The sequence below is a fragment of the Angustibacter sp. Root456 genome (genome assembly GCF_001426435.1).
Lineage (GTDB): Bacteria > Actinomycetota > Actinomycetes > Actinomycetales > Angustibacteraceae > Angustibacter.
Genome location: NZ_LMER01000002.1, coordinates 60,796 through 86,201, shown reverse-complemented (window position 1 = coordinate 86,201; position 25,406 = coordinate 60,796). Strand labels below are relative to the sequence as shown.

The 25,406-nt window shown below is 72.2% G+C and carries 26 protein-coding genes; 8 read left to right on the top strand and 18 right to left on the bottom strand.

Annotation, left to right across the window (positions count from 1 at the left end; genetic code table 11):
• The 10 genes from ASD06_RS19235 to ASD06_RS03575 form a co-directional block, all read right to left on the bottom strand.
• A partial coding sequence (locus ASD06_RS19235; protein WP_235502200.1) for a nucleoside hydrolase occupies positions 1–605 on the bottom strand: 605 nt, incomplete at its 3' end.
• Positions 606–609: 4 nt separating this feature from the next.
• Positions 610–1,620, bottom strand: a complete 1,011-nt coding sequence (locus ASD06_RS03610) for a nucleoside hydrolase (protein WP_082537672.1) — start codon at positions 1,618–1,620, stop codon at positions 610–612.
• Positions 1,621–1,646: 26 nt separating this feature from the next.
• Positions 1,647–2,594 (bottom strand): nucleoside hydrolase, encoded by a 948-nt coding sequence (locus ASD06_RS03605; RefSeq protein ID WP_056673315.1) that lies wholly within the window; start codon positions 2,592–2,594, stop codon positions 1,647–1,649.
• A gap of 37 nt (positions 2,595–2,631) precedes the next feature.
• Positions 2,632–3,573, bottom strand: a complete 942-nt coding sequence (locus ASD06_RS03600) for a nucleoside hydrolase (protein WP_056673312.1) — start codon at positions 3,571–3,573, stop codon at positions 2,632–2,634.
• On the bottom strand, positions 3,570–4,535 hold the full coding sequence (locus ASD06_RS03595) for a nucleoside hydrolase (RefSeq protein ID WP_056673309.1): 966 nt from the start codon (positions 4,533–4,535) through the stop codon (positions 3,570–3,572). Before ASD06_RS03595 ends, ASD06_RS03600 begins: the two co-directional genes overlap by 4 nt.
• On the bottom strand, positions 4,532–5,482 hold the full coding sequence (locus ASD06_RS03590) for an ABC transporter permease (protein WP_056673306.1): 951 nt from the start codon (positions 5,480–5,482) through the stop codon (positions 4,532–4,534). The genes ASD06_RS03595 and ASD06_RS03590 overlap by 4 nt, the downstream gene beginning before the upstream one ends.
• Positions 5,479–6,462: an ABC transporter permease gene (locus ASD06_RS19895; RefSeq protein ID WP_369853671.1), complete on the bottom strand. Its 984-nt coding sequence runs from the start codon at positions 6,460–6,462 to the stop codon at positions 5,479–5,481. The genes ASD06_RS03590 and ASD06_RS19895 overlap by 4 nt, the downstream gene beginning before the upstream one ends.
• A gap of 89 nt (positions 6,463–6,551) precedes the next feature.
• Positions 6,552–8,313: ABC transporter ATP-binding protein (locus tag ASD06_RS19540; RefSeq protein WP_235502199.1), on the bottom strand; the 1,762-nt coding region annotated here is incomplete at its 3' end.
• A 101-nt stretch (positions 8,314–8,414) separates the two neighbouring features.
• The gene (locus tag ASD06_RS03580) at positions 8,415–9,461 is read right to left on the bottom strand and encodes a BMP family protein (RefSeq protein WP_056673303.1); all 1,047 of its coding nucleotides are present in this window, start codon (positions 9,459–9,461) and stop codon (positions 8,415–8,417) included.
• Positions 9,462–9,510: 49 nt separating this feature from the next.
• On the bottom strand, positions 9,511–10,518 hold the full coding sequence (locus ASD06_RS03575) for a ribokinase (RefSeq protein ID WP_200941859.1): 1,008 nt from the start codon (positions 10,516–10,518) through the stop codon (positions 9,511–9,513).
• A gap of 202 nt (positions 10,519–10,720) precedes the next feature.
• Between ASD06_RS03575 and ASD06_RS03570 the strand changes: the two genes are divergently transcribed.
• Positions 10,721–11,722 carry a LacI family DNA-binding transcriptional regulator gene (locus ASD06_RS03570; RefSeq protein WP_056673300.1) on the top strand — a complete coding sequence of 334 codons (1,002 nt, stop codon included), beginning with the start codon at positions 10,721–10,723 and terminating at the stop codon, positions 11,720–11,722.
• Here ASD06_RS03570 and ASD06_RS03565 read toward each other — a convergent pair.
• A complete protein-coding gene (locus tag ASD06_RS03565) occupies positions 11,719–12,912 on the bottom strand; it encodes a hypothetical protein (protein ID WP_056673297.1) in 1,194 nt (397 codons plus the stop codon). The genes ASD06_RS03570 and ASD06_RS03565 overlap by 4 nt on opposite strands.
• A 117-nt stretch (positions 12,913–13,029) precedes the next feature.
• Here ASD06_RS03565 and ASD06_RS03560 point away from each other — a divergent pair, with 117 nt between their 5' ends.
• On the top strand, positions 13,030–14,601 hold the full coding sequence (locus ASD06_RS03560; RefSeq protein ID WP_056673294.1) for a Na+/H+ antiporter: 1,572 nt from the start codon (positions 13,030–13,032) through the stop codon (positions 14,599–14,601).
• Here ASD06_RS03560 and ASD06_RS03555 read toward each other — a convergent pair whose 3' ends face one another.
• Both ASD06_RS03555 and ASD06_RS03550 read right to left on the bottom strand, forming a co-directional pair.
• Entirely contained in the window at positions 14,602–15,483 is an 882-nt protein-coding gene (locus tag ASD06_RS03555; RefSeq protein ID WP_056673291.1) for an NAD(P)H-hydrate dehydratase, read from the bottom strand.
• Positions 15,483–16,271: a histidine phosphatase family protein gene (locus ASD06_RS03550; RefSeq protein WP_056673469.1), complete on the bottom strand. Its 789-nt coding sequence runs from the start codon at positions 16,269–16,271 to the stop codon at positions 15,483–15,485. Before ASD06_RS03550 ends, ASD06_RS03555 begins: the two co-directional genes overlap by 1 nt.
• Before the next feature lie 124 nt (positions 16,272–16,395).
• Here ASD06_RS03550 and kynA point away from each other — a divergent pair, with 124 nt between their 5' ends.
• Positions 16,396–17,292: a tryptophan 2,3-dioxygenase gene (gene kynA, locus ASD06_RS03545; RefSeq protein WP_235502198.1), complete on the top strand. Its 897-nt coding sequence runs from the start codon at positions 16,396–16,398 to the stop codon at positions 17,290–17,292.
• A gap of 11 nt (positions 17,293–17,303) precedes the next feature.
• Here the strand turns inward: kynA and ASD06_RS03540 are convergent, their stop codons facing one another.
• The 3 genes from ASD06_RS03540 to ASD06_RS03530 all read right to left on the bottom strand — a co-directional run bounded on the left by ASD06_RS03540 (position 17,304) and on the right by ASD06_RS03530 (position 19,643).
• Entirely contained in the window at positions 17,304–18,521 is a 1,218-nt protein-coding gene (locus ASD06_RS03540; protein WP_056673286.1) for an NAD(P)/FAD-dependent oxidoreductase, read from the bottom strand.
• Positions 18,514–19,107, bottom strand: coding sequence for a GTP cyclohydrolase I FolE (folE, locus tag ASD06_RS03535; RefSeq protein WP_056673282.1), 594 nt, complete (start codon positions 19,105–19,107; stop codon positions 18,514–18,516). The genes ASD06_RS03540 and folE overlap by 8 nt, the downstream gene beginning before the upstream one ends.
• 71 nt (positions 19,108–19,178) lie before the next feature.
• Positions 19,179–19,643, bottom strand: coding sequence for a hypothetical protein (locus ASD06_RS03530; RefSeq protein WP_056673280.1), 465 nt, complete (start codon positions 19,641–19,643; stop codon positions 19,179–19,181).
• 90 nt (positions 19,644–19,733) lie between these two features.
• Between ASD06_RS03530 and ASD06_RS03525 the strand changes: the two genes are divergently transcribed.
• Complete coding sequence (locus tag ASD06_RS03525) at positions 19,734–20,432, top strand: metalloregulator ArsR/SmtB family transcription factor (RefSeq protein ID WP_056673276.1); 699 nt, start codon at positions 19,734–19,736, stop codon at positions 20,430–20,432.
• Positions 20,433–20,442: 10 nt separating this feature from the next.
• On the top strand, positions 20,443–21,906 hold the full coding sequence (locus tag ASD06_RS03520; RefSeq protein ID WP_056673272.1) for an NAD(P)/FAD-dependent oxidoreductase: 1,464 nt from the start codon (positions 20,443–20,445) through the stop codon (positions 21,904–21,906).
• 30 nt (positions 21,907–21,936) lie between these two features.
• Here the strand turns inward: ASD06_RS03520 and ASD06_RS03515 are convergent, their stop codons facing one another.
• Both ASD06_RS03515 and mca read right to left on the bottom strand, forming a co-directional pair.
• The gene (locus tag ASD06_RS03515; RefSeq protein ID WP_082537670.1) at positions 21,937–22,188 is read right to left on the bottom strand and encodes a hypothetical protein; all 252 of its coding nucleotides are present in this window, start codon (positions 22,186–22,188) and stop codon (positions 21,937–21,939) included.
• A complete protein-coding gene (mca, locus tag ASD06_RS03510; protein WP_056673268.1) occupies positions 22,188–23,090 on the bottom strand; it encodes a mycothiol conjugate amidase Mca in 903 nt (300 codons plus the stop codon). Before mca ends, ASD06_RS03515 begins: the two co-directional genes overlap by 1 nt.
• A gap of 107 nt (positions 23,091–23,197) precedes the next feature.
• Between mca and ASD06_RS03505 the strand changes: the two genes are divergently transcribed.
• The 3 genes from ASD06_RS03505 to ligD all read left to right on the top strand — a co-directional run bounded on the left by ASD06_RS03505 (position 23,198) and on the right by ligD (position 25,385).
• Positions 23,198–23,614 (top strand): DUF4307 domain-containing protein, encoded by a 417-nt coding sequence (locus ASD06_RS03505; RefSeq protein ID WP_056673265.1) that lies wholly within the window; start codon positions 23,198–23,200, stop codon positions 23,612–23,614.
• A 193-nt stretch (positions 23,615–23,807) separates the two neighbouring features.
• Positions 23,808–24,296 (top strand): transcription elongation factor GreA, encoded by a 489-nt coding sequence (greA, locus tag ASD06_RS03500; RefSeq protein WP_056673262.1) that lies wholly within the window; start codon positions 23,808–23,810, stop codon positions 24,294–24,296.
• Positions 24,297–24,398: 102 nt separating this feature from the next.
• Positions 24,399–25,385 (top strand): non-homologous end-joining DNA ligase, encoded by a 987-nt coding sequence (ligD, locus tag ASD06_RS03495; RefSeq protein ID WP_056673258.1) that lies wholly within the window; start codon positions 24,399–24,401, stop codon positions 25,383–25,385.
• The last annotated feature ends 21 nt before the right edge of the window (positions 25,386–25,406 follow it).

Below are 25,406 nucleotides of genomic sequence, written 5' to 3'. Positions count from 1 at the left end.
CCCTCGTCGAGCAGGGTCTTCATCGTGACGTCGAGGCCGACCATCGTCACCGGCCATGCCGCGTCGAACACCGCCGCTGCGGCCTCGGGGTCGTGCCAGATGTTGGCCTCGGCCACCGGCGTGACGTTGCCGGGAGCGAGCGCCGTACCTCCCATGAGGGTGACTCCACGCGCCAGGGAGGGCAGCTCGGGGTCGAGCGCCAGGGCCTCTCCGAGGTTCGTGAGCGGGCCCACGGCCACGATCTCGACCTCGCCCGGGTGCGCCCGGACGGCGTCGACGATCTGCTGGGCGGCCGTGACCGGCGCGGGCTGGCCGACGCTGCGCCCCGTACCGGCGTTGCCCTGCCCGTCGTCACCGTGCACGTGGAACGCGAACTCGGCGGTCGAGCCGTCGCTCGGCCCGGCCGCGCCGCGAGCCACCGGCACCTCGTCGCGCCCGAGCATCGCCAGCGTGTGCAGGCTGTTGCGGGTCGCGGTGTCGACGTCCACGTTGCCCCACACCGCACCCACGGCGAGCAGGTCGACCTCCGGGCTCAGCGCCGCGTACATCAGCGCCATCGTGTCGTCGATGCCGGTGTCGCAGTCCAGGACCATCTTGAGAGCCATCTCGCTACCTTCCGTTGCCGTGGGACGCCGCCAGCCGGGACGGCGTGACGTCGATCTGCGCGTCGCCGGCGGCCGCGATCAGCGCGACCGCCTCGTCGGCGAAGCCGGGGTCCGTCTCGAGCACCACGACGCAGTGGGCACCCGGCTGCTCCGGGAAGCCCATGTACCTGCCGCGCAGGTCGCAGACGGTCTGCCCGCGGCCCGGGCCCTCGCCGGTGTCGACCTGCACGTCGACCGTGGGAGCCAGGTTCGGGACCAGGGCTCCCGCCGCGACCGCGACCGCGAGGGTGTCGTGCAGGAAGCCGCTGCGCTCGCCGAGCTCGCGGCTCGCGCAGAAGTCGAAGTAGAAGTCGAGGATGCGCGCCACGTAGTCGCCGACCGTGCCACCGGCCGCGAGCTGACGGCGGTGCGCCTCGGTGAGGGTCGTGCGCATGGTGACGTCGAGCCCGACCATCGTGACGCGCCAGGGGGCGGCGAAGACCGTGGCTGCCGCGTTCGGGTCGAACCAGATGTTGACCTCGGCGAGGGGTGTCACGTTGCCGGGGGCCAGGGCGGCACCCCCCATGATGGTCACTCCGCGCACGAGCGAGGGCAGCTCGGGGCACAGGTCGAGCGCGAGGGCGACGTTGGTGAGCGGTCCGACGGCGACGATCTCCACCTCCCCCGGGTGCGCGCGGACGAGCCGCACGATCTGCTCGGCCGCGGACTCCTGCACCGGGGGCGCGACGGGCCGCCCCGTGCCGGCGTTGCCCTGGCCGTCGTCGCCGTGGACGAAGAGCGCGTACGTCTGGGGGCGCCCGTCCAGGGGACCGTCGGCGCCGCGCGCGACGGGGACGTCGTCGCGTCCCACCATCGCCAGGGTGTGCGTCGTGTTGCGCGTCGCGGTGTCGACGGGGACGTTGCCGAACACGGCGCCGACCCCGAGCAGCTCGACGTCCTCGTGCAGGGCGGCGTAGAGGATCGCCATCGTGTCGTCGACGCCGGTGTCGCAGTCCAGCACCATCTTGAGTGCCATGGGGCACCTTCCGTTCAGGAGAGGGCTCAGCCGAGGCGCGCGTCGAGCGCGGCGATCCGCGAGACGAGCAGGTCGTTGAAGCGCGCGGTGTCGACCTCGAGGGCGACGCGGGCGTTCGGCGTGCCCTCGCCGATGCCGTCCAGGTCGGCCACGGTCATGCCCCGCGTGAGCCGGCCGGCGCACTCGACGTCGACGTGGCACTCCTTGAGCTGCAGCAGCCCAGGGTCGATGACCGCACCGACGGCCAGCGAGTCGTGCTGCGCGGTGTCGGACGTCCCGTAGTGGTCGAGGTGGTAGCCGGTGTAGAAGTCGACCATCCCCATGATCGCCTGGGCCAGACGGCCCTTGCCGCGCAACGGTTCCCACGCGGTCTGCGGTGTGACCGCCTGGTGCGTGACGTCCAGCCCGACCATGGTGACGGGGACGCCGGAGCGGAACACGCGGGCGGCCGCCTCCGGGTCGAACCAGATGTTGAACTCGGCTGCCGGCGTCATGTTGCCGAGTGTGCGGGCCCCGCCGCCCATGATGACGATGCGCTCGATCTTGCGGAACGTGCGCGCGTGAGCCGCGCCGAGCACCGCGAGGTTGGTCAGCGGGCCGATCGCGACCACGGTCACGGGTCGGGCTGCCTTCTCGATGAGGTCGACCATCAGCTCGACGGCGGACCGCTCGTCGGCCTGGCGCGGTGCGGGGTCGAGCACGACGCCGCCGAAGCCGTCCTCGCCGTGCGTGCTCGGGTCGGCGTAGGAGTCGGCGTGCACGAGCGGGGTCTGCGCGCCAGCTGCGACAGGCACGTCGTCGGCGCCCAGCAGGTGCAGCAACCGCAGGGCGTTCTCGGTCGTGTGCGCGATGCCGGAGTTGCCACCGACCGTGGTGACACCGAGGACCTCGATCTCCGGGCTGGCGAAGGCGAGCGTCAGGGCGAGTGCGTCGTCGATGCCGGGGTCGGTGTCGATGATGACGGGCGTGGTCATGCGGAGGCCTCCAGGGGCGTCGTTGGCGGGGGGTGCCTCAGGCGCCGATGGCGGCGAGGAAACGGTCGTGGAAGGCGACGGTGTCGAGGGTGTCGACGATGCGGATCACGCCGGGGGCGCGCGGGTCCTCCGGATCCGGGCGGAAGCCGCGCAGGTCGCCGACGAGCATGCCCCGCGTGCCACCGCGGCCGAGCTCGACGAAGGCGCGCACCGTCCGGTAGGTGGCGAGCCCGGGCTCGACCGCCAGGACGAGCGCGAGCGGGTCGTGCAGCACGCACGATCGCTCGCCGAGAACGTTCTCGTAGACGTCCAGGTAGTGCTGCAGGACGCGCCAGCACAGCTGGGCCCGCGGGTCCTCGCTGCGCTCGATGCGCGCGAGCTGCTCCTGGGTGAGCGGCGTGCGCATCGTGGCCTCGAGCCCCACGAATACGACGTCCCACGGCGCGTCGATGACGACCTGCGCCGCCTCCGGGTCGTGCCAGATGTTGGCCTCGCCCGTCTCCGAGGCGTTGCCGACTGCGCCCACCGCACCGCCCATGATGACGACCTGGTCGACGAGCTCGGGCAGCCGTGGCTCCAGCAGTAGCGCCAGCGCGATGTTCGTCAACGGGCCGACGGCAACGATGCTGAGCTCGCCCGGGTGCGCCCGTGCCAGCTCGACGATGCGCACCGCCGCGAGGTCGCCGGCCACCGCTCGGGCGGACGGCTCGATGCCGGCGTCCCCGAGGCCGTCCTGGCCGTGCACGTGCTCGGCGGTCATGAGCTCCTGGGCCATCGGTCGCGACGCGCCGCGGTAGACAGGCACGCCGTCGAGGCCCACGGCGTCGAGCACCGTGACGGTGTTGCGGCTCCCGAGGTCGACCGGGACGTTGCCGTGCACCACCGTGCAGGCGGTGAGCGGCACGCCGGCGCCGGCCGCGTAGGCGATCGCGAGCGCGTCGTCGATGCCGGTGTCGCAGTCCAGGATCACACCGCTCACGAGGCGGCCCCGCCCTGGCGTGCCGTCGAGAGCGTGCGGATCGCCTCGATCGTCATGTCCCAGAAGCGGTCCCGGTCGAGCACCGTCGCCACCTGCGTGTTGTGGTCGCGCCCGTAGGCGTTGCCGAAGTCGGTGACCGTCATGCCGCTGGTCCAGGTGCCGGTGAGCTCGACCGTGACGAAGGCGTCTTCAGTCGTCACGACCTCGGGGTCGGCGATGAGGGCGATGCAGCAGGGGTCGTGCACCGGCGGCGCGTCGAACCCCTGGTGCTCCTTGTACGACGAGGTGAAGAACCTCAGGACCTCGACGACGAAGTCCGACAACGGCGAGCCGATCTGGCGGATCCGCTCGACGACGTCCTGCGTGGCTGTCGCCTGGTGGGTGAGGTCCAGACCGACCATGGTCACGGGCCAGGCGCCGTCGAAGACGGCGTACGCCGCCTCGGGGTCGGCAGCGATGTTGAACTCCGCGGCCGGTGTCCGGTTGCCCCGCGTGTACGCGCCGCCCATGAGGACCACCCGCTTCACGCGCTCGACGATCCTCGGCTCCTGACGCATGGCGAGCGCGATGTTGGTCAGCGGGCCGGTCGGGACGAGCACGATCTCGCCGGGCTCGTGCGCCATCACCGTGTCGATGATCAGCTGAGCGGCGTGCCGCGGGTCGATCGAGCGGGTCGGGGCCGGCAGCACCGGCCCGTCCAGGCCGCTCTCGCCGTGGATGTCCGGCGCGACCATCTGCGTGCGCACCAGCGGGCCGGCGGCACCCGCCGCGACCGGGACGTCGTCGATCCCCGCGGCCGCACAGACCGCGAGCGCGTTGCGGGTCACCTTCTCCAGGGTCTGGTTGCCGGCGCACGTGGTGATGGCGACCAGCTCGATGCGGGGGTCCCCCGCGGCGAGAAGCAGCGCCATCGCGTCGTCGTGGCCGGGGTCGCAGTCGAGGATCACCTTCTGGGGCGTCATGACGCGGGCACCGCTTCCGGCTTGCGGGTGGACCGTGACCCCAGCACCGACCGCAGCCGGAACCCGGCGAGCACGAGTGCCACGATGGTGATGATGTACGGCGTCATGAGCGCCAGGTTCGAGTTGACGCCGGCGACGCCGAGCTGGTCGGCGAGGGCGTCGGCGGCACCGAAGATGAACGCGGCGACCATGGTGCGCACCGGCTTGGCCAAGCCGAAGGTGAGCGCTGCGACCGCGATGAAGCCGCGGCCCGACGTCATGCCGGCCGTGAAGCTGCCGAGCGTCGCCATCGCCAGCTGCGCGCCCCCGAGGCCGCAGAGGATGCCGGAGATGAGGATGCTCCAGAACTTCATCCGGCTGACGCTGATACCGGCCGCCTCGGCCGCACCCTCGTCCTCACCGACCGCGCGCAGGTGCACACCGAAACGGGTGCGGTACAACAGGTAGGAGTACAGCGGGACGCAGATGAAGGCCAGCCACACCAGCGGGGTCTGGTCGTCGATGGCCGGCCCGATGACCGGAATGTGCGCCAGCGGGCCGAGCGGGATGCGCGGGAGGTTGATGCTGTCTTCCGGCGGCGTCACGCCGGGGTTGCCGTAGAGCACCTGGAGGAGGAACACCGACAGGCCGGCGGCCAGCAGGTTCACGCCGATGCCGACGACGATGAAGTCGGCCTTGAGGTTCAGCGTCGCCACCGCGTAGAGCAACGCCAGCAGCAGGGCCGAGACGACCGCCGCCAGGACGCCCACGAGGGCGTTGCCGGCCCAGGAGCCCACGGCGATCGACGCGAAGGCGCCGATGAGCATCATGCCCTCGAGCCCGATGTTGAGGATGTTGCCCTGCTGGGTGACCGCCCCGCCGATAGCTGCGAGCAGGATCGGCGCCACCTTCATGAGGATCACGGCGAGGGTGGCTGCTGTCAGGATGTGGCCGAGGACGTTGCTCATGACCGCTCGACTCCTTCCGTCGCGGTCGTCGCCGGCGACTCGTAGTGGGTCCAGGTCGTGGCCGGCTCGATCTCGTCGTCCTCGACGGACGTGTCGGGCCCGGCACCTCGCTCGGTCACCACGCGCTTGCGGCGGCGGTTGAGCACGAACGTCGCGGTGATCATCAGGATGATGAGCCCCTGCAGCACGTTGACGAGCGGGTAGGGCACGTCGGTGTTGATCTGCATGCCGTTCGAGCCGGCCATCATGTTCGCGTAGAAGACGGCCGCGACGATGGCCGCCCACGGGTTCAGGCGTGCGAGCAGCGCCACGGTGATACCGAGGAAGCCGTAGCCCGGCGAGAACGTCTGCAGGAACCGTCCGCCGTTGGGGCCGAGGACGAAGATCGCACCGGCGAGCCCGGAGACGGCGCCCGAGAGCGCCATCACCTGCATGCTCATCGCCTTGGGGCTGACGCCCGCGTACGCAGCGAACCGGTTCATCTGGCCGACCTCGCGGACCTTCATGCCCCAGACCGAGCGCGTGAGCACCAGGCCGAGGACGACGGTGATGACCAGCGCGAGCACGAGATCCATGCCGATGCCGTACTCAGGGTTGAACATCTTCAGCAGGGCGTGCTCGTCGATCTTCGGTGAGCCGGCCAGACCGGCCGACGGGTCCTTGAAGGGGCCCGTCACGAGGTAGGCCGTGAGCAGGGTCGCGATGGTGCTCATCATGAGCGTCGTCACGATGATGTCGACCCGCCAGAACGCCAACAGCGCACCCGGGATCAGACCCCACACCAGACCGGCGGCGAACGCGCACACGAGGACCAGCAGCGTCAGCAGCGGCCCCGGCACGCTGTGGAACGTGAAGCCTGCCCACGCACCGGCGAAGGCACCGACGTAGAGCTGGCCCTCGCCGCCGATGTTGAAGAAGCCGGCCCGGAAGCTGACGATCACCGCGGACGACAGCACGAGCAGCGGGATGAGCTGGGCCACCAGTCCGCCGACTCCCTGCGGTGACTGGAAGCTGGAGAAGAACAGCTCCCTGTACGCCGCCAGGGGGTTGCCGCCGATCGCCAAGATGNCCCCCGACGCGACGTCCCGCAGCCACTCGCTGGACGAGCGACGGCGGTCGGTCTCGAGCACCTCGTCCCGTGCCGGTGCGGCGGGTGCGGCCGGCGCGGCGACGTCGGCCGCCACGGGCTCGATGGGCTCGATGGGCTCGACGGGAGCAGCGGTGCGCTCGGTGGTCGTCGCCCCACCCTCGCCCTGCCGGGCCGCGAGCTGCTCGACCGCCCGCTCGTGCTCCTTCGCGGCCTCGGTCACCGCCTCGCTGTCGGGGCGGACCCCAGCCATCGCCAGACCCACGGCGGTCTCGGTCATGGTCTCCTGGGTGAACTCGGCGACCACGGTGCCGCGGTACATCACCAGGAGGCGGTCCGAGAGCGACATGACCTCGTTGAGGTCGGCCGACAGCAGCAGGACCCCAGCGCCGCGGTCGCGGGCGGACACCAAGGCGTTGTGCACGAACTCCATGGCGCCGACGTCCACACCGCGGGTCGGCTGACTCACCATGAGGAAGCTCGGGTCCGCCTCGAACTCGCGGGCGATGACGACCTTCTGCATGTTGCCGCCCGACAGCGAGCCCACGGGCGTGCTCGGGCGCGCACCGCGGATGTCGAACGTGCGGATCAGCCGGGTCGCCATCGAGCGCATGCCGCGCGTGCTGACCCAGCCGGCGCGGGCCACGGGGGCGCGCAGGTGGGTGGCGACGATGTTCTCGGCGACGCTCAGGCTCGGCGCCGTCCCCTCCTCGTGGCGGTCCTCGGGGATGTAGGCGAGGCCGGCCGCGCGGCGCTTGGCCACGCTGGCACGGGTGATGTCGTCGCCGGCCAGCCGCACGCGCCCGGAGGCGACGTCCTGCATGCCGGCGATCGCAGCCGCGAGCTCGGACTGCCCGTTGCCCTCGACACCGGCGATGCCCACGATCTCGCCGGCGCGGACGCCGAGGCTGACGTGGTCGACGGCGGTGACGCCGCGCGCGTCCACGACCGTGAGGTCGTCGATCGCCAGCACCTCCTGCTGGGGGTTGGCCGGCGTGTGCTTGAGGCGCAGCAGCACCTCGCGGCCGACCATCATCCGCGCGATGTCGGGCTCGGACAGGCCGACCGCCGGTCGGGTGGCGATGGTGCGGCCGTCCCGGATGACGGTGATCTCGTCGGCGATGGACAGCACCTCACCGAGCTTGTGGGAGATGAACACCACGGCGCAGCCGCGCTCGGCCAGCGACCGGATGACGACGAACAGGTCGTCGCTCTCGCTGGGGGTCAGCACCGCTGTCGGCTCGTCGAGGATGAGCAGGCGCGTGTCGTGGCTGAGCGCCTTGAGCACCTCGACGCGCTGGCGCAGGCCGACCGAGAGGTCCGCGACCTTGGCCCGCGGGTCGATCGCCAGTCCGAAGCGGCGGCTCAGCTCGGCCACCTGCTCCTCCATGGCCGCCGTGTCCAGCTGGCCGGTGCGGGTGCGCAGCTCGCGTCCGAGGAAGACGTTGGCGGCCACCGTGAGGGACGGCACGAGCTTGAAGTGCTGGTGCACCATGCCGAAGCCCAGCGCGGACGCCTTGAGGGGGCTCGTGATCTGCGTCGGGCGCCCGTCGACCGAGATGACGCCGGAGTCGGGCCGGGCGGTGCCGGCGATCATCGTCATCAGCGTGGTCTTGCCCGCGCCGTTCTCGCCGACCAGCGCGTGGATGCGCCCGGCGTGGACCTTCAGCGAGATGCGGTCGTTGGCGAGCACCGGCCCGAACGACTTCGTCAGCTCCTGGAGCTCGAGAAGGGGGGTTGCCATGGATCAGCCGATCTGTGGGTCGAGACGTTGACGACACGAGCGGCGTCCCGTGGGACGCGCGGTGGGTCGCCCGCCGGCAGGGCCGGCGGGCGACCTCCCGGCTACTGCAGGACCGTCGGCACCTTGATGGAGCCGTCGGCGACCTTCTGGGCGTACTCGTCGACCTTGTCCTGGATGTCCTTCGGGACGATGTCGTTGTTGTTCTCGAAGACGAGACCGACGCCCTTGTTGGCGAGACCGTACGCGGTCGTCTCGCCATACTTGAGCTTGCCGGCGGCGGCGTCGTCGACGGCCTGCTGCAGGGACTCGCCGATGTTCTTGAGCATCGACGCGAGGACGAAGCCGGGCTGGATGGCGTTCTGGTTGGCGTCCACGCCGATCGCGTAGCGCTTCGCCGCGGCTGCGGCCTTCAGCACGCCGATACCGGCACCACCCGCGACCTGGAAGACGACGTCAGCGCCCTGGCTGTACATCAGCTTGGCCTGGTCGAAGCCCTTGTTGGAGTCGGTGAAGTTGCCGACGTACGACACCTTGACCTGGATGCTCGGGTCGACCGACTCCACGCCCTTCTTGAAGCCCACCACGAAGTCGTTGATGACCGGGATGTCCATGCCACCGACGAGACCGACGGTCTTGGAGCCCGTGGCCATCGGGAACTTGTCCTTGTTGGTGGTCACCAGGCCGGCCAGCACGCCGGCGACGAACGAGCCCTCGTTCTGCTTGTAGATGATCGAGGCGACGTTCGGCTGCTTCACCACGTCGTCGTAGATGATGTAGTGCTGCTTCGGGTACTTCGGCGCGTCCTGGTTGAGGATGTCGTGCATCTGCGTCGTGCCGGTGATGACGATGTCCCACTTGCCGGTCGACACCGACTCCAGGTTGGACTTCCACTGCGCCGGGTTGTTGGCGTCGGACTGGATGATCTGGATCTTGCTGCCCTCGGCCTCGATCTTCTTCATGCCGCGGGCCGCGTCGTCGAAGAAGCCTTGGTCGCCGAGCGGTCCGTTGACCACGTTGACGACGGAGGGGCGCTTGCTGCCGGCGGAGCTCGGGCTGGACGAGGCGCTGTCCGTCGAGCTCCCGCAGGCCGTGAGGAGCAAGGCGCCCGTCGCGACGACGGCCAGCGCTCCCTTGGTTGTTCCCTTCATGGGGTGTGCTCCTTTGCACGCAGGATGAGGAATGTCGATGCCCTGCAGGTCAGCTCATGGGCGCCTCGCGCGGGATCGGCGCAGGCGATGGCGCCTGGTTCGATGCCTGGGTCGATGCCTGGCTCGACGCCTGAGTCGGCTGCGCCGCGAGGAGGCTCTCGACCTGATGGCGGCGCGGCATGCCGGTGGTGGCACCGAGCGCACCGGTGGACAGGGACGCGGCGCACACCGCCCACTGGACGGCGTCCACGAGTGGCTCGTCGCGCGCGAGCGCGTCGGCGAGCGCCCCGACGAACGTGTCGCCGGCGCCGGTCGTGTCGACGACGTCGACCGCGGGTGCCGGCACTGCCGTGACCTCGTCACCGAGACAGACGAGCGCCCCCTCGCCGCCGAGCGTCACGACGACGGCCGCGGGAAGGGCGGCGGCCCGCACGATGCTCGGCAGGGCTGCCGGGTCCGGGGTGACCGACTGACCGGCCAGCACCTCGAACTCCCCTTCGTTGACGACGAGGACGTCGACGAGCGCCATCAGCTCGTCATCGAGGCGGCGCGCTGGAGCCGGGTTCAGGACGAACAGACCGCGCGTCAGCTCGGCGGCCGCCCGGACGACGTCGACGGGCACCTCGAGCTGGGCGACGACCACACGAGCCTGGGTGATCGCGTTCTCGGCCGCGTGCACGTGCTCGGCCACCAGGGCTGCGTTCGCGCCAGCGACGACCACGATCGAGTTCTCGGCGTCGGCGTCGACGAGCACGATGGCGCGCCCGGTCGCCTCTCCTTCGATCGACCGCAGCTCGCTGACGTCCACGCCCTCCGCCGCGAGCGCGCCGCGCACGAGGTCCGCGCCGTCGTCCGCACCGGTACGGCCGACGAACGACACGGCACGCCCGAGCCGGGCAGCAGCCATGGCCTGGTTCGCGCCCTTGCCACCGGGGAAGTCGTGGTAGCTGCGAGCCAGGACGGTCTCGCCCGGCCTCGGGAGGTCGCGTACCTGGACGACCATGTCGACGTTGGCACTGCCGACGACGACGATCTGCGGGGGTGCAGCGTCCAGCACCGCCGACCTCCTCACCATTGAAGAAATCGATTTCTCGACGTTCAGCAGATCCAACGGGACTGGTCGAACATTGTCAAGGGTTTCGCAGAACGTTGACTGGCAAGGTGTTTGGCTGAATGATGCCGGGAGCCGTGCGGTTCGGACGGCTACCGAGGCGTGGCCCCGGCTCGGCGATTTGGACGGATTTCGAGAGGTCGTTTTCATGCAGCGTCGAGCGACCGTCCGGGACGTCGCCGCTGCGGCGGGCGTGTCCCAGGCGACGGCGTCGCGCGCGCTCTCGGGCAACTCGAGCGTCAGTCCCGACCTCGCCCGACGCGTTCTCGCAGCGAGCCGGGAGCTGGGCTACACCGCGAACGTCATGGCTCGGGCGCTGCGGACCCAGCAGACGGGCACCATCGGCGTCGTCGTCCCCGCGATCACGAACCCCTACTTCATCAGCGCCGTCGAGGCGCTCGAACGCGTCCTCGCGGACTCACAGCGCTCCCTCGTGCTCTGCGACGCGCAGAACAGCCCCACGGTCGAGGCTGAGCGTATCGAGCTGCTGGTCAACCGGATGGTCGACGGCCTCGTCGTCGTGCCGGTCTCACGAGACTCGGCCCCGGCCCTGCGCGCCGCCGCCGCGCGCGGCCCGGTGGTGCAGTTCGACCGCTTCGTCGACGACACGGGAACCGACTTCGTCGGCGCCGACAACGTCGACGGCGTGCGGCAGGCCATGAACCACCTGAGGAGCAAGGGAGCTCGTTCGATCGCCTACGTCGGCGCGAAGCCGACGAGCAGCGCCGCGAGCGAACGGCTGCGGGCCTACCAGGAGCTGGCCGGGCCGGACGAGCTCTCCGGCGAGCTGCTCGGGGAGTTCAGCACCGAATGGGGTCAGGAAGCAGCCCGGCGGCTCATCGCCTGCGACGCGCTGCCAGAGGCGATCATGTGCGGGTCGGACACCATCGCGGTGGGGCTTCTCGCGGTGCTGCGCGACGCGGGGATCGGCGTGCCGGGCGAGGTGCTGGTCGCCAGCTACGACGACTCGCTGATGGGTCGCATCACGTCGCCGCGTCTGACCTCCGTGCGTCAGCCCGTGGACGTCATGGCCCGAGAAGCGGTGCGGTTGCTCGACGACGCACCGAGTGACGAGCGGCCGCCGCGCAAGAGCATCTTCACCCCCAGCCTCGTCATCAGGGAGTCGTCGGGGGGCGACAGCGCCCGCTAGTCGGGCAGCCGGGTCAGCGTGTCGCCGGTCGCGCCGCGAGCCAGGAGGACGTACGCGAGCACCCCCACGAGGGCGACGGCTCCACCGGTCAGCACAGCGGTCGCGGCGTCCACGCGGGCGAGCACCGTGCCCAGCAGCAACGGGACGATCATCCCGGCCAGGCGGTTCGTGAACGAGGTGGCCGCGAAGCCGTAGAGCCGGTCGGCAGGCGTCGTACCCCGCACGGTGTGCACGTTGGTCGCGGCGATGCACGCGCACAGTGCCGCACCCTGCGCGGCGAAGGCACCGACGAGGAACCAGGTCTGCCCGCTGAGCCAGCAGGCCATGAGGCTCACGGCACCGACGGTTCCTGCGACACCCACGAAGCGCGAGACGTCCAGGGTGGCCCTGCGCATCGCACGCCAGGCGACCAGCACGGCGACGACCTCGCGGGCGGCGAGAACGGCACCGACGGCCCAGGCGGCCGCACCCCGGGCACCCATCAGCAGCGGGACGAACGACCCTCCGGTCACCGCGAACGTCGTGATCACCACGTTCATCAGCGCCGCGAGCTGGACCTCCCGCGAGCGGACCAGCACCTGGAAGCTGTGGCGGTAGGTCGTGGTGACGCTCGGTGGTACCGGCCCGGCGATCTCACCGATCCGGCCTGCCCCCGCCGCGATCGCCACGAACACCGCGGCGCAGACGAGGAAGAGGCCGCCGCCACCGTTCCGGGTCATGAGCAGGCTGACGGCCCCGGCCGCGACGAGCGCACCAGCACGCTGCACGCCGGCGTTGGCCAGCTGGGTCGGCACCTGGGCGGCCTCGTCCGCTGACGCAGCGAGCGCTGTCAGCAAAGGGTTGACCAGCAACGCGTTCGCCACCCCGATGACCGGCGCGGCGATGACCACCGTCGCCGCGCCGGGCACGATCGCCACCGCGAGACAAGCACCTGCGGAGACCAGCCCGCCGAGCACGACGACCGGCCGGAGCCCCCACGTCGCGACCGCGTGACCTACCGGGGCGTCCGCGATCACGCCCAGTCCGCCGACCACGGCGACCACGACACCGAGCATCGCCCCGGTGAGCCCGCGTGCGCTGGACACCACCGGCACCGCCGTCAGCAGCAGCGTGAAGCCGACGAAGTTCGCCGCCACGAGCGCGAGGGCCCACGTGCGCTGCGAGGAACGGGAGTCGAGGACGTCCGGCACGAGGGGAACGGTACCGACGGCCAGGCGCGACGCTGCCCGTGGTCACGGACGGCGCGCCCGTGACCCGCGCCGCACCATGAAGATGCGGTCACGTCGCACCGTCGGCAGCATGCGGGAGTGACCACTTCCCTGCTGCTCGGCATCCTGCTCCTCGGCGTGGTGGTGCTGACCCCGCTGGCCGACCGGCTGCGCGTCCCGTCACCGGTGCTGCTCACGGTGTTCGGGCTGCTGGTGCCGCTGCTGCCGTGGACGCCGCAGCTGCGGCTCGACCCCGCGCTGATCCTGCCGGTGGTGCTGCCACCCCTGCTGTTCGCCGCCACCCAGCGGTCGTCGGCGATCGAGTTCCGTCGGGAGGCCAAGCCCATCCTGCTGCTCGCGGTGGGGCTCACGATGGCGACCGCTGCCGCCGTCGCGTGGGCCGCGCACAGCGTGGGACTGGGCTGGGGGCCGGCGTGGGTGCTGGGCGCGGTCGTCAGCCCGCCCGACCCGGTGGCCGCCACCGCCGTGGCCCGGCGGCTGCAGCTGCCCGACCGAGTCGTGACGGTGCTCGAGGGCGAGGGGATGTTCAACGACGCCACCGCCCTGGTGCTCTACGGGCTGGCGGTGTCGGCGGTCGTGAGCGGGTCGATCACCGCCGGCGACGTCGCCCTGCAGCTGGTGCTGGCGGTGGTCGGCGGCGTCGCCGTGGGTCTGGCCGCCGGGTGGCTCACCACGGTGGCCCTGAAGGGGCTGCGCGAGGCGTCCGCGGAGACCACCATCACCCTCGCCATGCCGTTCGTGACCTACCTGGTCGCTGAGCGGGTCGACGGATCAGGCGTGCTCGCCGTGCTCACCCTCGGACTGTACCTGCGCAGCTACGGTCACCCCGCGCTGACCTCCGGCGGCTGGCTGCTCGGTCGGTCGGTGTGGCGCTACGCCGACTACCTGATCACCAGCTTGGTGTTCGTCCTCATCGGCTTCGAGCTCACCGCGGTGCTGGAGCAGAGCCGGGTGAACCGCACCAGCCTCACGGTGGCGGCCGTCACCGTCGGGGTGCTGGTCGCGTTGCGGTTCGCCTGGATGTTCGGCGTCGGCACCCTCGCGCGCCTGCCGGGGCGGCGTCCGGCGTCCGAGCGGTCGGGCCGGCGCGAGCTGCTCGTGCTGTCGTGGGCCGGGATGCGCGGCGTCGTCACCGTGGCCGCGGTGCTCGCGCTGCCCCTGACCGTCGAGTCGTCGGGGGACTTCCCGCAGCGTCCGGAGATCGTCTTCGTCGCGCTCACGTGCGTGCTCGTGACGCTGGTGGTGCAGGGCCTGTCGCTGTCGCCGCTCGTGCACGCGCTGGGCGTCGGGACGGACGCCGACCCTGCCGGCGCCGCTCACGAGCTGCGGCGCCGCGCCGTCGACGCCGCGCTCCAGGTGGTGCGCAGCCGGCAGGGCGACGTGCCGCCCGAGGTGTGCCAGGCGGTCAGGCTGCAGTACGAGGGGCGGCTCGCAGCGCAAGAGGCGTTGCGGCACGCCCGGTCGGGCCCCGACGACGCGCCGGCCGAGCGCACGGAAAGCACCGAGGCGCTGCAACGGCTCCTGGCCGACACCAGCGAGGCGGAGCGTGCGCTCGTGCTGCAGGCCCGCAGGGCGGGTGAGGTGAGCGCCGAGGTGGCCGACGACGTCCTCACCGAGATCGAGGCCCGCGCTCTGCGCGAGCTCGACTAGTCAGACGTCGATCTCGGCCAGCACGCGCGGGATCTCGGTGCTCACCTCGCGGGCCAGGTAGCCGAGCGGTCCGACGGCCGCGGCCAGGCGGTCACCGGCCCGGCCGTGCAGGTGCGCGGCCCAGGCGGCCGCTTGCTCGGGCAGCGCCCCGCGAGCGGCCAGTCCGACGACGACACCGGCGTGGACGTCACCCGAGCCCGACACCGCGAGCCCCACGCCACCTGACCCGTCGATCCAGGTGCGGCCGTCGGGGTGCGCGATGGTCGTCTGCGCCCCGCCGCAGCTCACGACCGCGCCGGTACGGCGAGCCAGCTCGTGCGCCCGCGCCTCGGCATCGGCCTCGACGTCGTCCTGGGGCACCCCCAGGGCCAGCGCGAGCTCGTGCGGGTTCGGTGTCAGGACGCACCGGCCACCGAGGTGACTCAGGTCGGTGTCGGCCGACGACGCGTAGGCCAGCGCCGCGGCGTCGAGCACCACGGTCGTGTCGAGGTGCGGGACGACGCGGGAGAGCAGCTCGGCGACCACCTCGACGTCGCCCATCCCGGGGCCGAGCAGGACGGCGGCGCACCCGTCGGCGAGCTCGAGCAGCTGGTCGGCGGCCTGCGGTGCGATGTCTCCGTCCGGCGTCTGCGCAAGTCCCCGCACGAGGCCCTCGGGCACGCGCACGGCGAGCAGGGTGGCGGCGTCCGCGACGGTGGCCACCTGGAGCTTGCCCGCACCGCACCGCAGCGCGGCCTCGGCAGCCAGCAGCACCGCGCCCGGAGTCTCCACGTGCCCACCGACGACCAGGGTGCGCCCGCGCGACTCCTTGCTGCTGCCGGGGTCGGGCAGCCGCCACGAGCGCAGGAACGCCGGCGTGATCACCTGCGGCGCGTCCGACATCACGCCCCCTTCGCGTCGGCTGCGGCGGGGTCCGGCTCCTCGGCGTCGGGCTCCTCGGTCACCGGGGCCGCGTCGCCGTGCTCCATCGCTGCAGTGTCGTTGTAGCGCACCAGTGCCAGCCGACCGTCGTCGCCGGCGCTGTATCTGGTCATCGAGCAGTTGGCGAGCGGGTCACCGCGGTCGGCCTCGAGCAGCACCTCCTCGCTGAGGTGCTCGAGCACCAGGCGGTGGCACATGATCACCGCCTGGTGGGTGAACACCGCGACGCGGCGACCGGCGTACTCCTCGCGCCACGTGAGCAGCAGGCTGCGCACCCGCAGGGCGACGTCGCACCAGCTCTCGCCGCCGGGTGGCCGGTAGTAGAGCTTGCCGGTGCGGGCCCGGCGCTCGGCCTCAGCCTCGTAGAGCTCCTTGATCCCCGACGCCGTGAGCCCGTCGAAGGCGCCGAGGTCGCGCTCGCGCAGCCGCTCGTCGGGCCGGACGTCGAGGCCGAGCCCGGCCGTCTGCACCGCCGTCCGCGCGGTGTCGGCCGCCCGGCGGTAGGGGGAGGTCAGCACCACCTCGGGCCGCTCGTCGCCCGCCTGCTCGGCCCACCACCGCCCGAGCGCCTCGGCCTGGCGGCGTCCGGCGTCCGACAGTGGCGTGTCGGGATCGCGGTAGTCCAGCTGCAGACGGGCGCGCCCGGCCTCGGCCGCCCACCGTGCCTCCAGGTTGCCGATGCTCTCCCCGTGGCGCACCAGCACCAGGGACGCTGGCCAGGCGCGTGCGGCTTCGCTGCTGCTCACCATCGGCACGCTACCGAGACTGTCGCGGGCCCGCCCGGCGACAGCCATCTGTCGTCTTCGCGACGACGGTCATGTCGATACGATGCCGCAGGACCGCCGGAGGACGGCGGCACGACAGGAGGTGCACGTGAGCGCCGACGGCGACAGCGGCCGGGTCAACCAGCGCGACCTGGAGCCGGGGGTGCAGCGTGACTTCCGCCGGGCCATGTCGTACGGCGACTACCTGCACCTCGACGAGGTGCTGTCCGCCCAGCACCCGCTCAGCGTGCCGCTGCGCCACGACGAGCTGCTCTTCATCATCCAGCACCAGACGTCGGAGCTGTGGCTCAAGCTCATGCTGCACGAGCTGCGCTCGGCGCGCGCCCTGCTCCACGGCGACGACCTGCGTCCGGCGCTCAAGCGGCTGGCCCGCGTCAAGCACATCCAGGCCACGCTCACCGAGCAGTGGTCGGTGCTCGCCACGTTGACACCGAGCGAGTACGCCGAGTTCCGCAGCTTCCTCGCGTCGTCGTCCGGGTTCCAGTCGTGGCAGTACCGCGCCGTCGAGTTCATCCTCGGCAACAAGAACGCCGACATGGTGGCGGTGTTCGACCACCACCCCGAGGCGCAGGCGATGCTGCGCGAGCTGCTGCACCAGCCCAGCCTGTACGACGAGTTCCTGGCCTACCTGCACCGCCAGGGGCACGAGGTGCCGGCCCAGCTGCTCGACCGCGACTGGTCGAAGCCGTACCACTTCGAACCCGACCTGGTGCCGACCTTCACGCGCATCTACGAGCACGCCCACGACCACTGGATGGCCTACGAGGCCTGCGAGGAGCTCATCGACGTCGAGGACAACTTCCAGCTCTGGCGCTTTCGCCACCTCAAGACGGTCGAGCGCATCATCGGCTCCAAGCGCGGCACGGGCGGATCGAGCGGCGTGCCGTTCTTGCGCAAGGCGTTGGACCTCACGTTCTTTCCCGAGCTGTACGCCGTACGCACCGAGATCCAGGACGTCGCCGAGCCCCCGCAGCCGACGTCCTGAGGCGCCGGCCGTCAGCTGAGCGGTGCCTCCGTGTCGGTGAACCGCACCTCGTCGAGCGGCTGACCGACGAGCGCCTTCACCGCGTCGGCGTCGTCCCAGCAGTTGACGTGCATGGCGGCCCGGACCTTGCCGTCGTCCCCAACCCAGGCGGCGACGAACGCACCGTCGAGCTGGCCGCGCACCACGACGCGGTCGCGCTGCGGGTCGGCGATCCCGTGGTACTCCATACCCAGGTCGTACTGGTCGGTGAAGAAGTAGGGCAGCAGGTCGTAGGTGTCGTCGCCGCCGACGATCGCGCGAGCCACGACCGCCGGCTGGTTCAGCGCCGAGGCCCAGTGCTCGACGCGCAGCCGCCGACCCACCGCCGGGTAGTCGGCGTTCGCGACGTCGCCGACCGCGAACACGTCCGGGTCGCTCGTGCGCAGCTGCGCGTCGGTGAGCACGCCGTTGTCGACGGCGAGACCGGCGGCCTCCGCCAGCGCGGTGTCGGGCACGATGCCGATCCCGACGAGCACGACGTCCGCCTCGACCTGCGAGCCGTCGGACAGCGCCACACGCAGACCCTGCCCCGACGCCGTCACCCCCTCGACCGACACGCCGGTCCGCAGGTCGACGCCATGCGCGCGATGAGCCTGAGCGAACGCCTCGGCCACCGTGGACCCGAGAACCCGTTGCAGCGGAACGGAGTCCATCTCGACGACCGTGACCTCGACACCCGCACCGCGGGCCGCCGATGCGACCTCCAGACCGATCCAGCCGCCGCCGACGACGGCGAGCCGCACGCCCTCGCGCAGCCAGCCCTTGAGCCGCTCGCTGTCGTCGAGGGTGCGCAGGTACAGCACCCGCTCACGGTGGGCGTCGTCGAGGTCGGGGAGGTCGAGCAGCCTCGGCTGCGACCCCGTGGCCAGCACCAGGCGGTCGTAGGCCAGCCGCTCACCGGACGACGTCTCGACCTCGTGCGCAGCGGTGTCGACGGCGGTCACCGACTCCCCGAGCCGCAAGGTCACCTGGTGGTCGGCGTACCACTGCTCGTCGTGGACGAACACGCTGTCGCGCTCGTCGTCGCCAGCCAGGAAACCCTTCGACAGCGGTGGACGCTCGTAGGGCAGGTGCGGCTCCGCCGCCAGGAGCGTCACCGGACCCTGATAGCCGTTGTCACGCAACGCCTCGACGGTCTTGCCACCGGCGAGTCCCCCACCGACGACCACGATGCCTCGAACCTCAGCCACGCACGCCACCTCCCGTAGTCAGCCCGCCGGTCAGCCCGGTGAGGGCCAGGAACTCCGCGCGCGAGCGGGCGTCTTCTCGCAGCGTACCGAGCAACGTCGAGGTCACCGTCGTTGAACCGTTTGCTCGCACACCCCGCAGCGTCATGCACGTGTGCTCGGCCTCGATCACCACGCCGACCCCGCGCGGTGCCAGCCGGTCGTCGAGCCAGTCGGCCACCTGCTTGGTGAGCCGTTCCTGCACCTGCGGTCGACGCGCGAACAGCTCGACCACGCGGGCCAGCTTCGACAGGCCCAGGATCCGCTCGCCGGGCAGGTACCCGACGTGGGCGACTCCGACGAACGGCAGCAGGTGGTGCTCGCAGACCGACTGCACGGGAATCGCCCTGGCCAGCACCAGCTCGTCGTACCCCTCGTCGTTGGCGAACGTCGTCAGGTCGAACGAGCGTGGGGTGAGCAGCTCGCGGTAGGCCTCGACCATGCGCCGGGGCGTGTCGACGAGAGCCTCCGCGTCGACGTCCAGCCCCAACGCGTCCATGAGGTCGTGCGCGGCCTGCTCGGCCGCCCGCACGTCGACGCGCGCGGTCAACGGTTCGACGCGGTGACGCCGACCTGGCCTCGCGCTCGGGCGCGGGGCGGACGCCTCCAGCGGCTGGGCGCTCACCGGCGCGCCCCGCGGCGCCGCAGGTGCACCGGCGCCGGGAAGGCCGTCGCCAGCCGGGCGAGGGCGAGAGCGCCAGCCAGCAGGCCGACGTCGCGCAGGACGACGTCGCCGTAGCCGCCGAGGGTGACCAGGTCGACGATGATGCCGAGCAGCCAGGCGGCCACCAGGTAGCCACCCACCCGGGGCGCCACGAGGACGACGAGCCCCGCCACGACCTCGACCACACCCACCGCGTACATCGCCTGCTGCGCGGTACCGGGCACGAGGTGGTCGATCCACGGGGCGAGGTACCGAGGCCAGTCGGTGAGCAGGCCGACGAACTTGTCGAGCCCGAAGGCGATCGGCGCGACCGTGAACGCCGTGCGCAGCAGGACGAAGGCCTGGCGGGCGGCGTGCGCCGTCCGGACGGGATCGGCGGCGCCGCTGGTGCTGGCCGGGGCGGTGCGATGCAGTGTGCTCATGGTGCCCTCCGCTTGTAAAAGAGACTAGACTCGACGTTAGTCCGCTCGACACTCTTTCGTCAATAACTGTCTCCGATAGAAGGCGAGCGCATGTCCACCGACGACCTCACCGACCAGATCAGCGGCGTGAGCCTGCTCGCCGACCCGGTGCGCCGCCGGCTGTACGAGGTGGTCGCATCGAGCCCGGACGCCGTCGGCCGCGCCGAGGCCGCCCAGGCCGCCGACGTGCCGGCCCACACCGCCAAGTTCCACCTGGACAAGCTGGTCGAGGAGGGGCTGCTCAGCACCGAGTTCCGCCGCCTCACCGGCCGGTCCGGGCCGGGAGCCGGGCGCCCCGCCAAGCTCTACCGGCGCAGCGAGCGCCAGGTCGACCTCACGCTCCCCCGGCGGCAGTACGAGCTCGCGGGCCACCTGCTCGCGACCGCCGTGGAGCTCGCCGCTGCCGGCGACGTCCCCGTGCTCGACGCCGTGCGCCAGACCGCCCACGACGCCGGACGGCAGCTCGACTCGCCGCCGCGCGCCCGCGACGGCGACGACCTCGACACCGTGGCGAACGCGCTGCAGCGCTACGGCTACGAGCCGCGCCGGGAGGGCGACCGCGTGCTGCTCGCCAACTGCCCCTTCGACCGCCTCGCAGCCGAGCACCGCACGCTCGTGTGCACCATGAACCTCGCCCTGGTCGAGGGCGTCGTCGAGCAGCTGCGGTGCGACGGCGCCTGCGCCCGGCTCGACCCCGCTGCTGGCCGGTGCTGCGTCACCCTGACGCCCCCTGACGTCGCTCGCGGGTAGCCTTCGCGCCGTGAGCCCTGTCGACGCGGTCGTGGTGGGGGCCGGGCCGAACGGGCTCGCCGCTGCCGTCGTGCTGGCTGCCGCCGGGCTGCAGGTGGAGGTGCTCGAGGCCGCACCGACGATCGGCGGCGGCGCGCGCACCAGCGAGCTGACCCTGCCGGGGTTCCGCCACGACGTCTGCTCCGCGGTTCACCCCCTGGGCGTCGCCTCGCCGTTCTTGCGGGCCTTCGACCTGGCTCGGCGGGGCGTCGAGATGCTGCAGCCCGACGTCGCCTACGCCCAGCCCCTGGACGGCGGCCGGGCCGGCCTGGCCTGGCGCGACCTCGAACGCACCGCGGACGGCCTCGGCCCCGACGGCGCGGCCTGGCGCGCGCTCCTGGGCCCGCTGGCCGCGCGGTGGGAGTCGCTCGTCGGGCTGCTGCTGTCGGACTTCCGCAGCGTGCCGCGCGACCTGCGGCTCCTGGCCGCGTTCGGGCGCCGCGTCGTCGAGCAGGGCAGCCCGGCGTGGAACCGCCGCTTTCGCTGCGACGTCGCCCCGGCGCTGCTCACCGGCGTCAGCGCGCACGCCATCGCTCCCCCGCGGGCGCTGGCACCTGCAGGGGCCGGGCTGTTCCTGGGCGCGCTCGCGCACGCCCGAGGCTGGCCGATCCCGCGCGGGGGCAGCCAGACCCTCGTCGACGCCATGGCCGCGGCCGTCACGGCCCACGGCGGCACGATCCGCACCGGCCACCCGGTGGGTTCGCTCGCCGAGCTGCCCCGCGCCCGGGCGGTGCTGCTCGACGTGAGCCCCCGCGGCCTGCTCGAGCTGGCCCGCGGCACGCTGCCGTCGTCGTACGCCCACTGGCTCGAGCGGTTCCGCTACGGCTCGGCGGTCTGCAAGGTCGACTTCGCGCTGAGTGCGCCGGTGCCCTGGGCGGCGCCGGGCTGCGAGCTCGCGGGCACCCTGCACCTCGGCGGCACCCGCGCGGAGATGGCGGCCACTGAAGCCGACGTCGCCGCCGGGCGCCACTCTCGCCGGCCCTTCGTCATCGCCAGCCAGCCCGGGGTCGTCGACCCCACCCGCGCGCCGTCCGGCGGCCACACCCTGTGGACCTACGCCCACGTTCCGGCCGGCTCGACCCGTGACCTCGGCGAGGAGGTCACCGCGCAGGTCGAGCGCTTCGCCCCCGGCTTCCGCGACGTCGTCCTGCACCGGTCGGTGATGACGGCGGCCGAGGAGGCGCAGCACAACGCGAACTACGTCGGCGGTGACATCGCCTCCGGCGCGCCGACCCCGTGGCAGATGGTCATGCGGCCGGTACCGCGCTGGGACCCGTACCGCACCCCGCTCGAGGGCACCTACCTGTGCTCGGCCTCGACGCCCCCCGGGCCTGCGGTGCACGGCATGGGCGGCGTGCACGCCGCCCGCCGCGCGCTGCGCCAGGTGTTCGGCGAGCGCCGCGACCCGCTCGACCTGGTGCGGGCGCTGGACTGACGTCTCGCCGTCAGGGTGCGGCGCGGGGCGCTACTCGTCGTCGGGGTGCGCCTCGCGCTCGGCCGCCTGCCGCTGCTCGTCGCGGAACCGCATGCGGCGCAGCCGGCCCGTCATGTTGCGCAGCAACAGCCAGGTGACGATCGCCAGCACGAAGACCACGAGGAAGCCGGCCAGCCCCGGGGTGACCGAGTCGGGGTCGGGCAGGGTCGGACCAGGCGACGGCGTGGTGGTGGTCGTCGCCGTCGGGCTGACCGATGGTGTGGGGGTCGTGGCGAGGTGCATCACGCCACCTCGCCGTCGGCGCCGCCCACGCGGCCGCCGTCGAGCCGAACGCCCGCGAACAGGTCGTCCTCGGGCAGCGACACCTCGACGTGGCTGTGCGCGAGCTCGTAGTCCTCGGTGGGCCACACGCGCCGCTGCACCTCCATCGGCACGGCGAACCACGACCCCTCGGGGTCGATCTGCGTCGCGTGCGCGAGCAGCGCGCGGTCGCGCACCTCGAAGAAGTCGGCGCACGGCACGCGGGTGGTGATCGGCCGCTCGGCGCGGTCTTCCCAGCGGGCGATCCAGTCGGTGTACGGCGAGGTGAGTCCCTCGGCCTCCATCGCCTCGTGGAAGGCCAGGATCCGGCCGCGTGACATGGTCTGGTTGTAGTACAGCTTCAGCGGCTGCCAGGGGTCGCCGGCGTGCGGATAGCGCTCGGCGTCGCCCGCCGCGTGATAGGCCTCCACCGACACCTGGTGGCACTTGATGTGGTCGGGGTGCGGGTAACCGCCGTTCTCGTCGTACGTCGTGACGACGTGCGGGCGGAACTCGCGCATCAGGCGCACGAGCGGTTCGCTCGCCGTCTCGAGCGGCTCGAGCGCGAAGCAGCCCTCGGGCAGCGGCGGCAGCGGGTCGCCCTCGGGCAGGCCGGAGTCGACGAAGCCGAGCCACGTGTGCTTGACCCCGAGGGCCTCGACGGCGGCGGCCATCTCGCGACGGCGGAACTCGGCCATGTCGCGCAGCAGGTCGGGGTCGTGCTGGAGCTGGGGATTGAGGATGTCGCCGCGCTCGCCGCCCGTGCAGGTCACGACGAGCACCTCGACGCCCTGGCTGACGTAGTACGCCGTGGTGGCCGCACCCTTGCTCGACTCGTCGTCAGGGTGCGCGTGCACGGCCATGAGCCGCAGCGGCTCGCTCACGGGGGCTCCTCGCGTGGGTGGGTGCTGGCAGGTGCGATGCGTACGCGACAATCCTCTCAGGAGCGTCCGACCGACGCCGCACCGACCAGCCTCCCTCGAGAGTTGCCATGACGTCCCCCTCCGCCGCCCAGCCGCTGCAGCTGCCGCCGGGGCGCTACGGCCGCCCCGCCTCGCGGCGGCGCCGGCTGACGCTGACGGTCGTCGCCGCGCTCGCCCTGGCCGGTGCGCTCGCCTGGGTGGTGTGGGCCGGCCTGCACCAGGCACGGGCCGACGTCCGGTGGAGCGACGTCGGGTTCGTCATCGTCGGCGACACCGCGGTGCAGGTCACCTACGACATCGGCAAGGACCCGCAGGCCACGGCGGTGTGCAGCCTGCGGGCCCTGGACGTGCACAAGACCGCCGTGGGCCTCGCCGAGGTGACCATCGGCCCCACCGAGCGCCGCGTCACGCGGCGCACCGACACCGTGCGGACGTCGGCGCAGGCAGTCACCGGCACCGTGCGCGAGTGCGTGGTTCGTCCCTGATCGTCCGCTTCTGACGTACCTGCGGACGGGTGAGTCGGTGATCGCCGGGAAGGCGCCGGCGCTGCCGCGTTGGTATCCTTGACGCTTCCCCTCGTGACGCCAGGCCCCGAGAAGGGCCTGACCTCGCGCATGCCGGCGCAGGGGCGACGGCGCCGCGCGACCCGAGAGTTCCGAAGATGCAAGGAGATTGACCGTGACCGAGACCAGCACGAACGTCACCTGGCTGACCCAGGAGGCGTACGACCGGCTCAAGGGCGAGCTGGACCACCTCACTGGGCCCGGCCGCACCGAGATCGCCAAGCGCATCGAAGCCGCCCGCGACGAGGGCGACCTGCGCGAGAACGGTGGCTACCACGCCGCCAAGGAGGAGCAGGGCAAGCAGGAGGCCCGTATCCGTCAGCTGATGGCGCTGCTCGAGCACGCGAAGGTCGGCGAGCGCCCGGCTGACGACGGGATCGTCGAGCAGGGCATGGTCGTCACCGCCGACGTGGGGGGCGACGAGATGCGCTTCCTGCTGGGCAGCCGCGAGGTGTCCGACGACTCCCTCGACGTCTACAGCGAGAAGTCCCCGCTCGGCTCGGCGATCAGCGGGCTGAAGATCGGCGACAGCACCTCGTTCGAGGCGCCGAACGGCAAGCAGGTCCCGGTCAAGATCCTCGACGCCAAGCCGTACACCGGCTGAGCTCCCACGCCCTCGGACGCGCCCGTCGACCAGCCGGTCGGCGGGCGCTTTCGCTGCCCGGCTTCCCAGGTGGCTCGCCCGCACCGCCGCTACGTTGGGGCGATGGCACGAGCCAAGGACTCCTCACCGCCCGTCGAGCTGGACGTCGACGGGCGCACCGTGCGCATCACCCACCCCGAGCGGGTCTACTTCCCGGCGATCGGTGCCACCAAGCTCGACCTCGCGCAGTACTACGCGTCGGTGGGCGAGGGCATCGTGCGCGCGCTGCGCGAGCGGCCCTGCATGCTGCACCGGTTCCCCGAGGGGCTGGCTGGCGACAAGGTGCACCAGAAGCGGCTGCCGCACGGCGCGCCGCCCTGGGTGGAGACCGTGCGGGTGACGTTCCCGCGCTACCACCGCACCGCCGACGAGCTGTGCGTCACCGAGCTGGCCAGCGTGCTGTGGGCGGTGCAGATGTCGACGGTCGAGTTCCACCCCTGGAACTCCCGGCGCGCGGACGTCGAGCGGCCTGACGAGTGGCGCATCGACCTCGACCCCATGCCCGACTGCCCGTTCGACCGCGTGCGCCGGGTGGCGGCCGTCGTCCACGAGGTGCTCGACGAGCTTGGAGCCACGGGCTGGCCGAAGACCTCCGGCGGCAACGGACTGCACGTGTACGTTCGCATCGCACCTGACCACGGGTTCGGGGACGTCCGGCGCGCGGCCCTGGCGTTCGCGCGCGAGGTCGAGCGGCGCGCGCCGGACGACGTCACGACGACGTGGTGGCGCAAGGACCGCGACCCCAGCAAGCTCTTCGTCGACTACAACCAGAACGCCCGTGACCACACGATCGCGAGCGCGTACTCGGTGCGCGGCGTCCCGGAGGCGACGGTGTCGACCCCGATTCGCTGGGACGAGGTGGCCGACGTCGAGCCGCGTGACCTCACGATCCGCACGGTGCCCGCCCGCTTCGCTGAGCTGGGTGACCTGCACGCCGGGATCGACGAGGCCGTGTTCTCGATCGAGCCGCTGCTGGAGTGGGCCGATCGCGACGAACGCGAGGGCGCGCCCGACCCCGGCCCCGAGGACGTCGACGCCGACCAGCCCTGAGCCCACCCTCCCCTCTTCGGG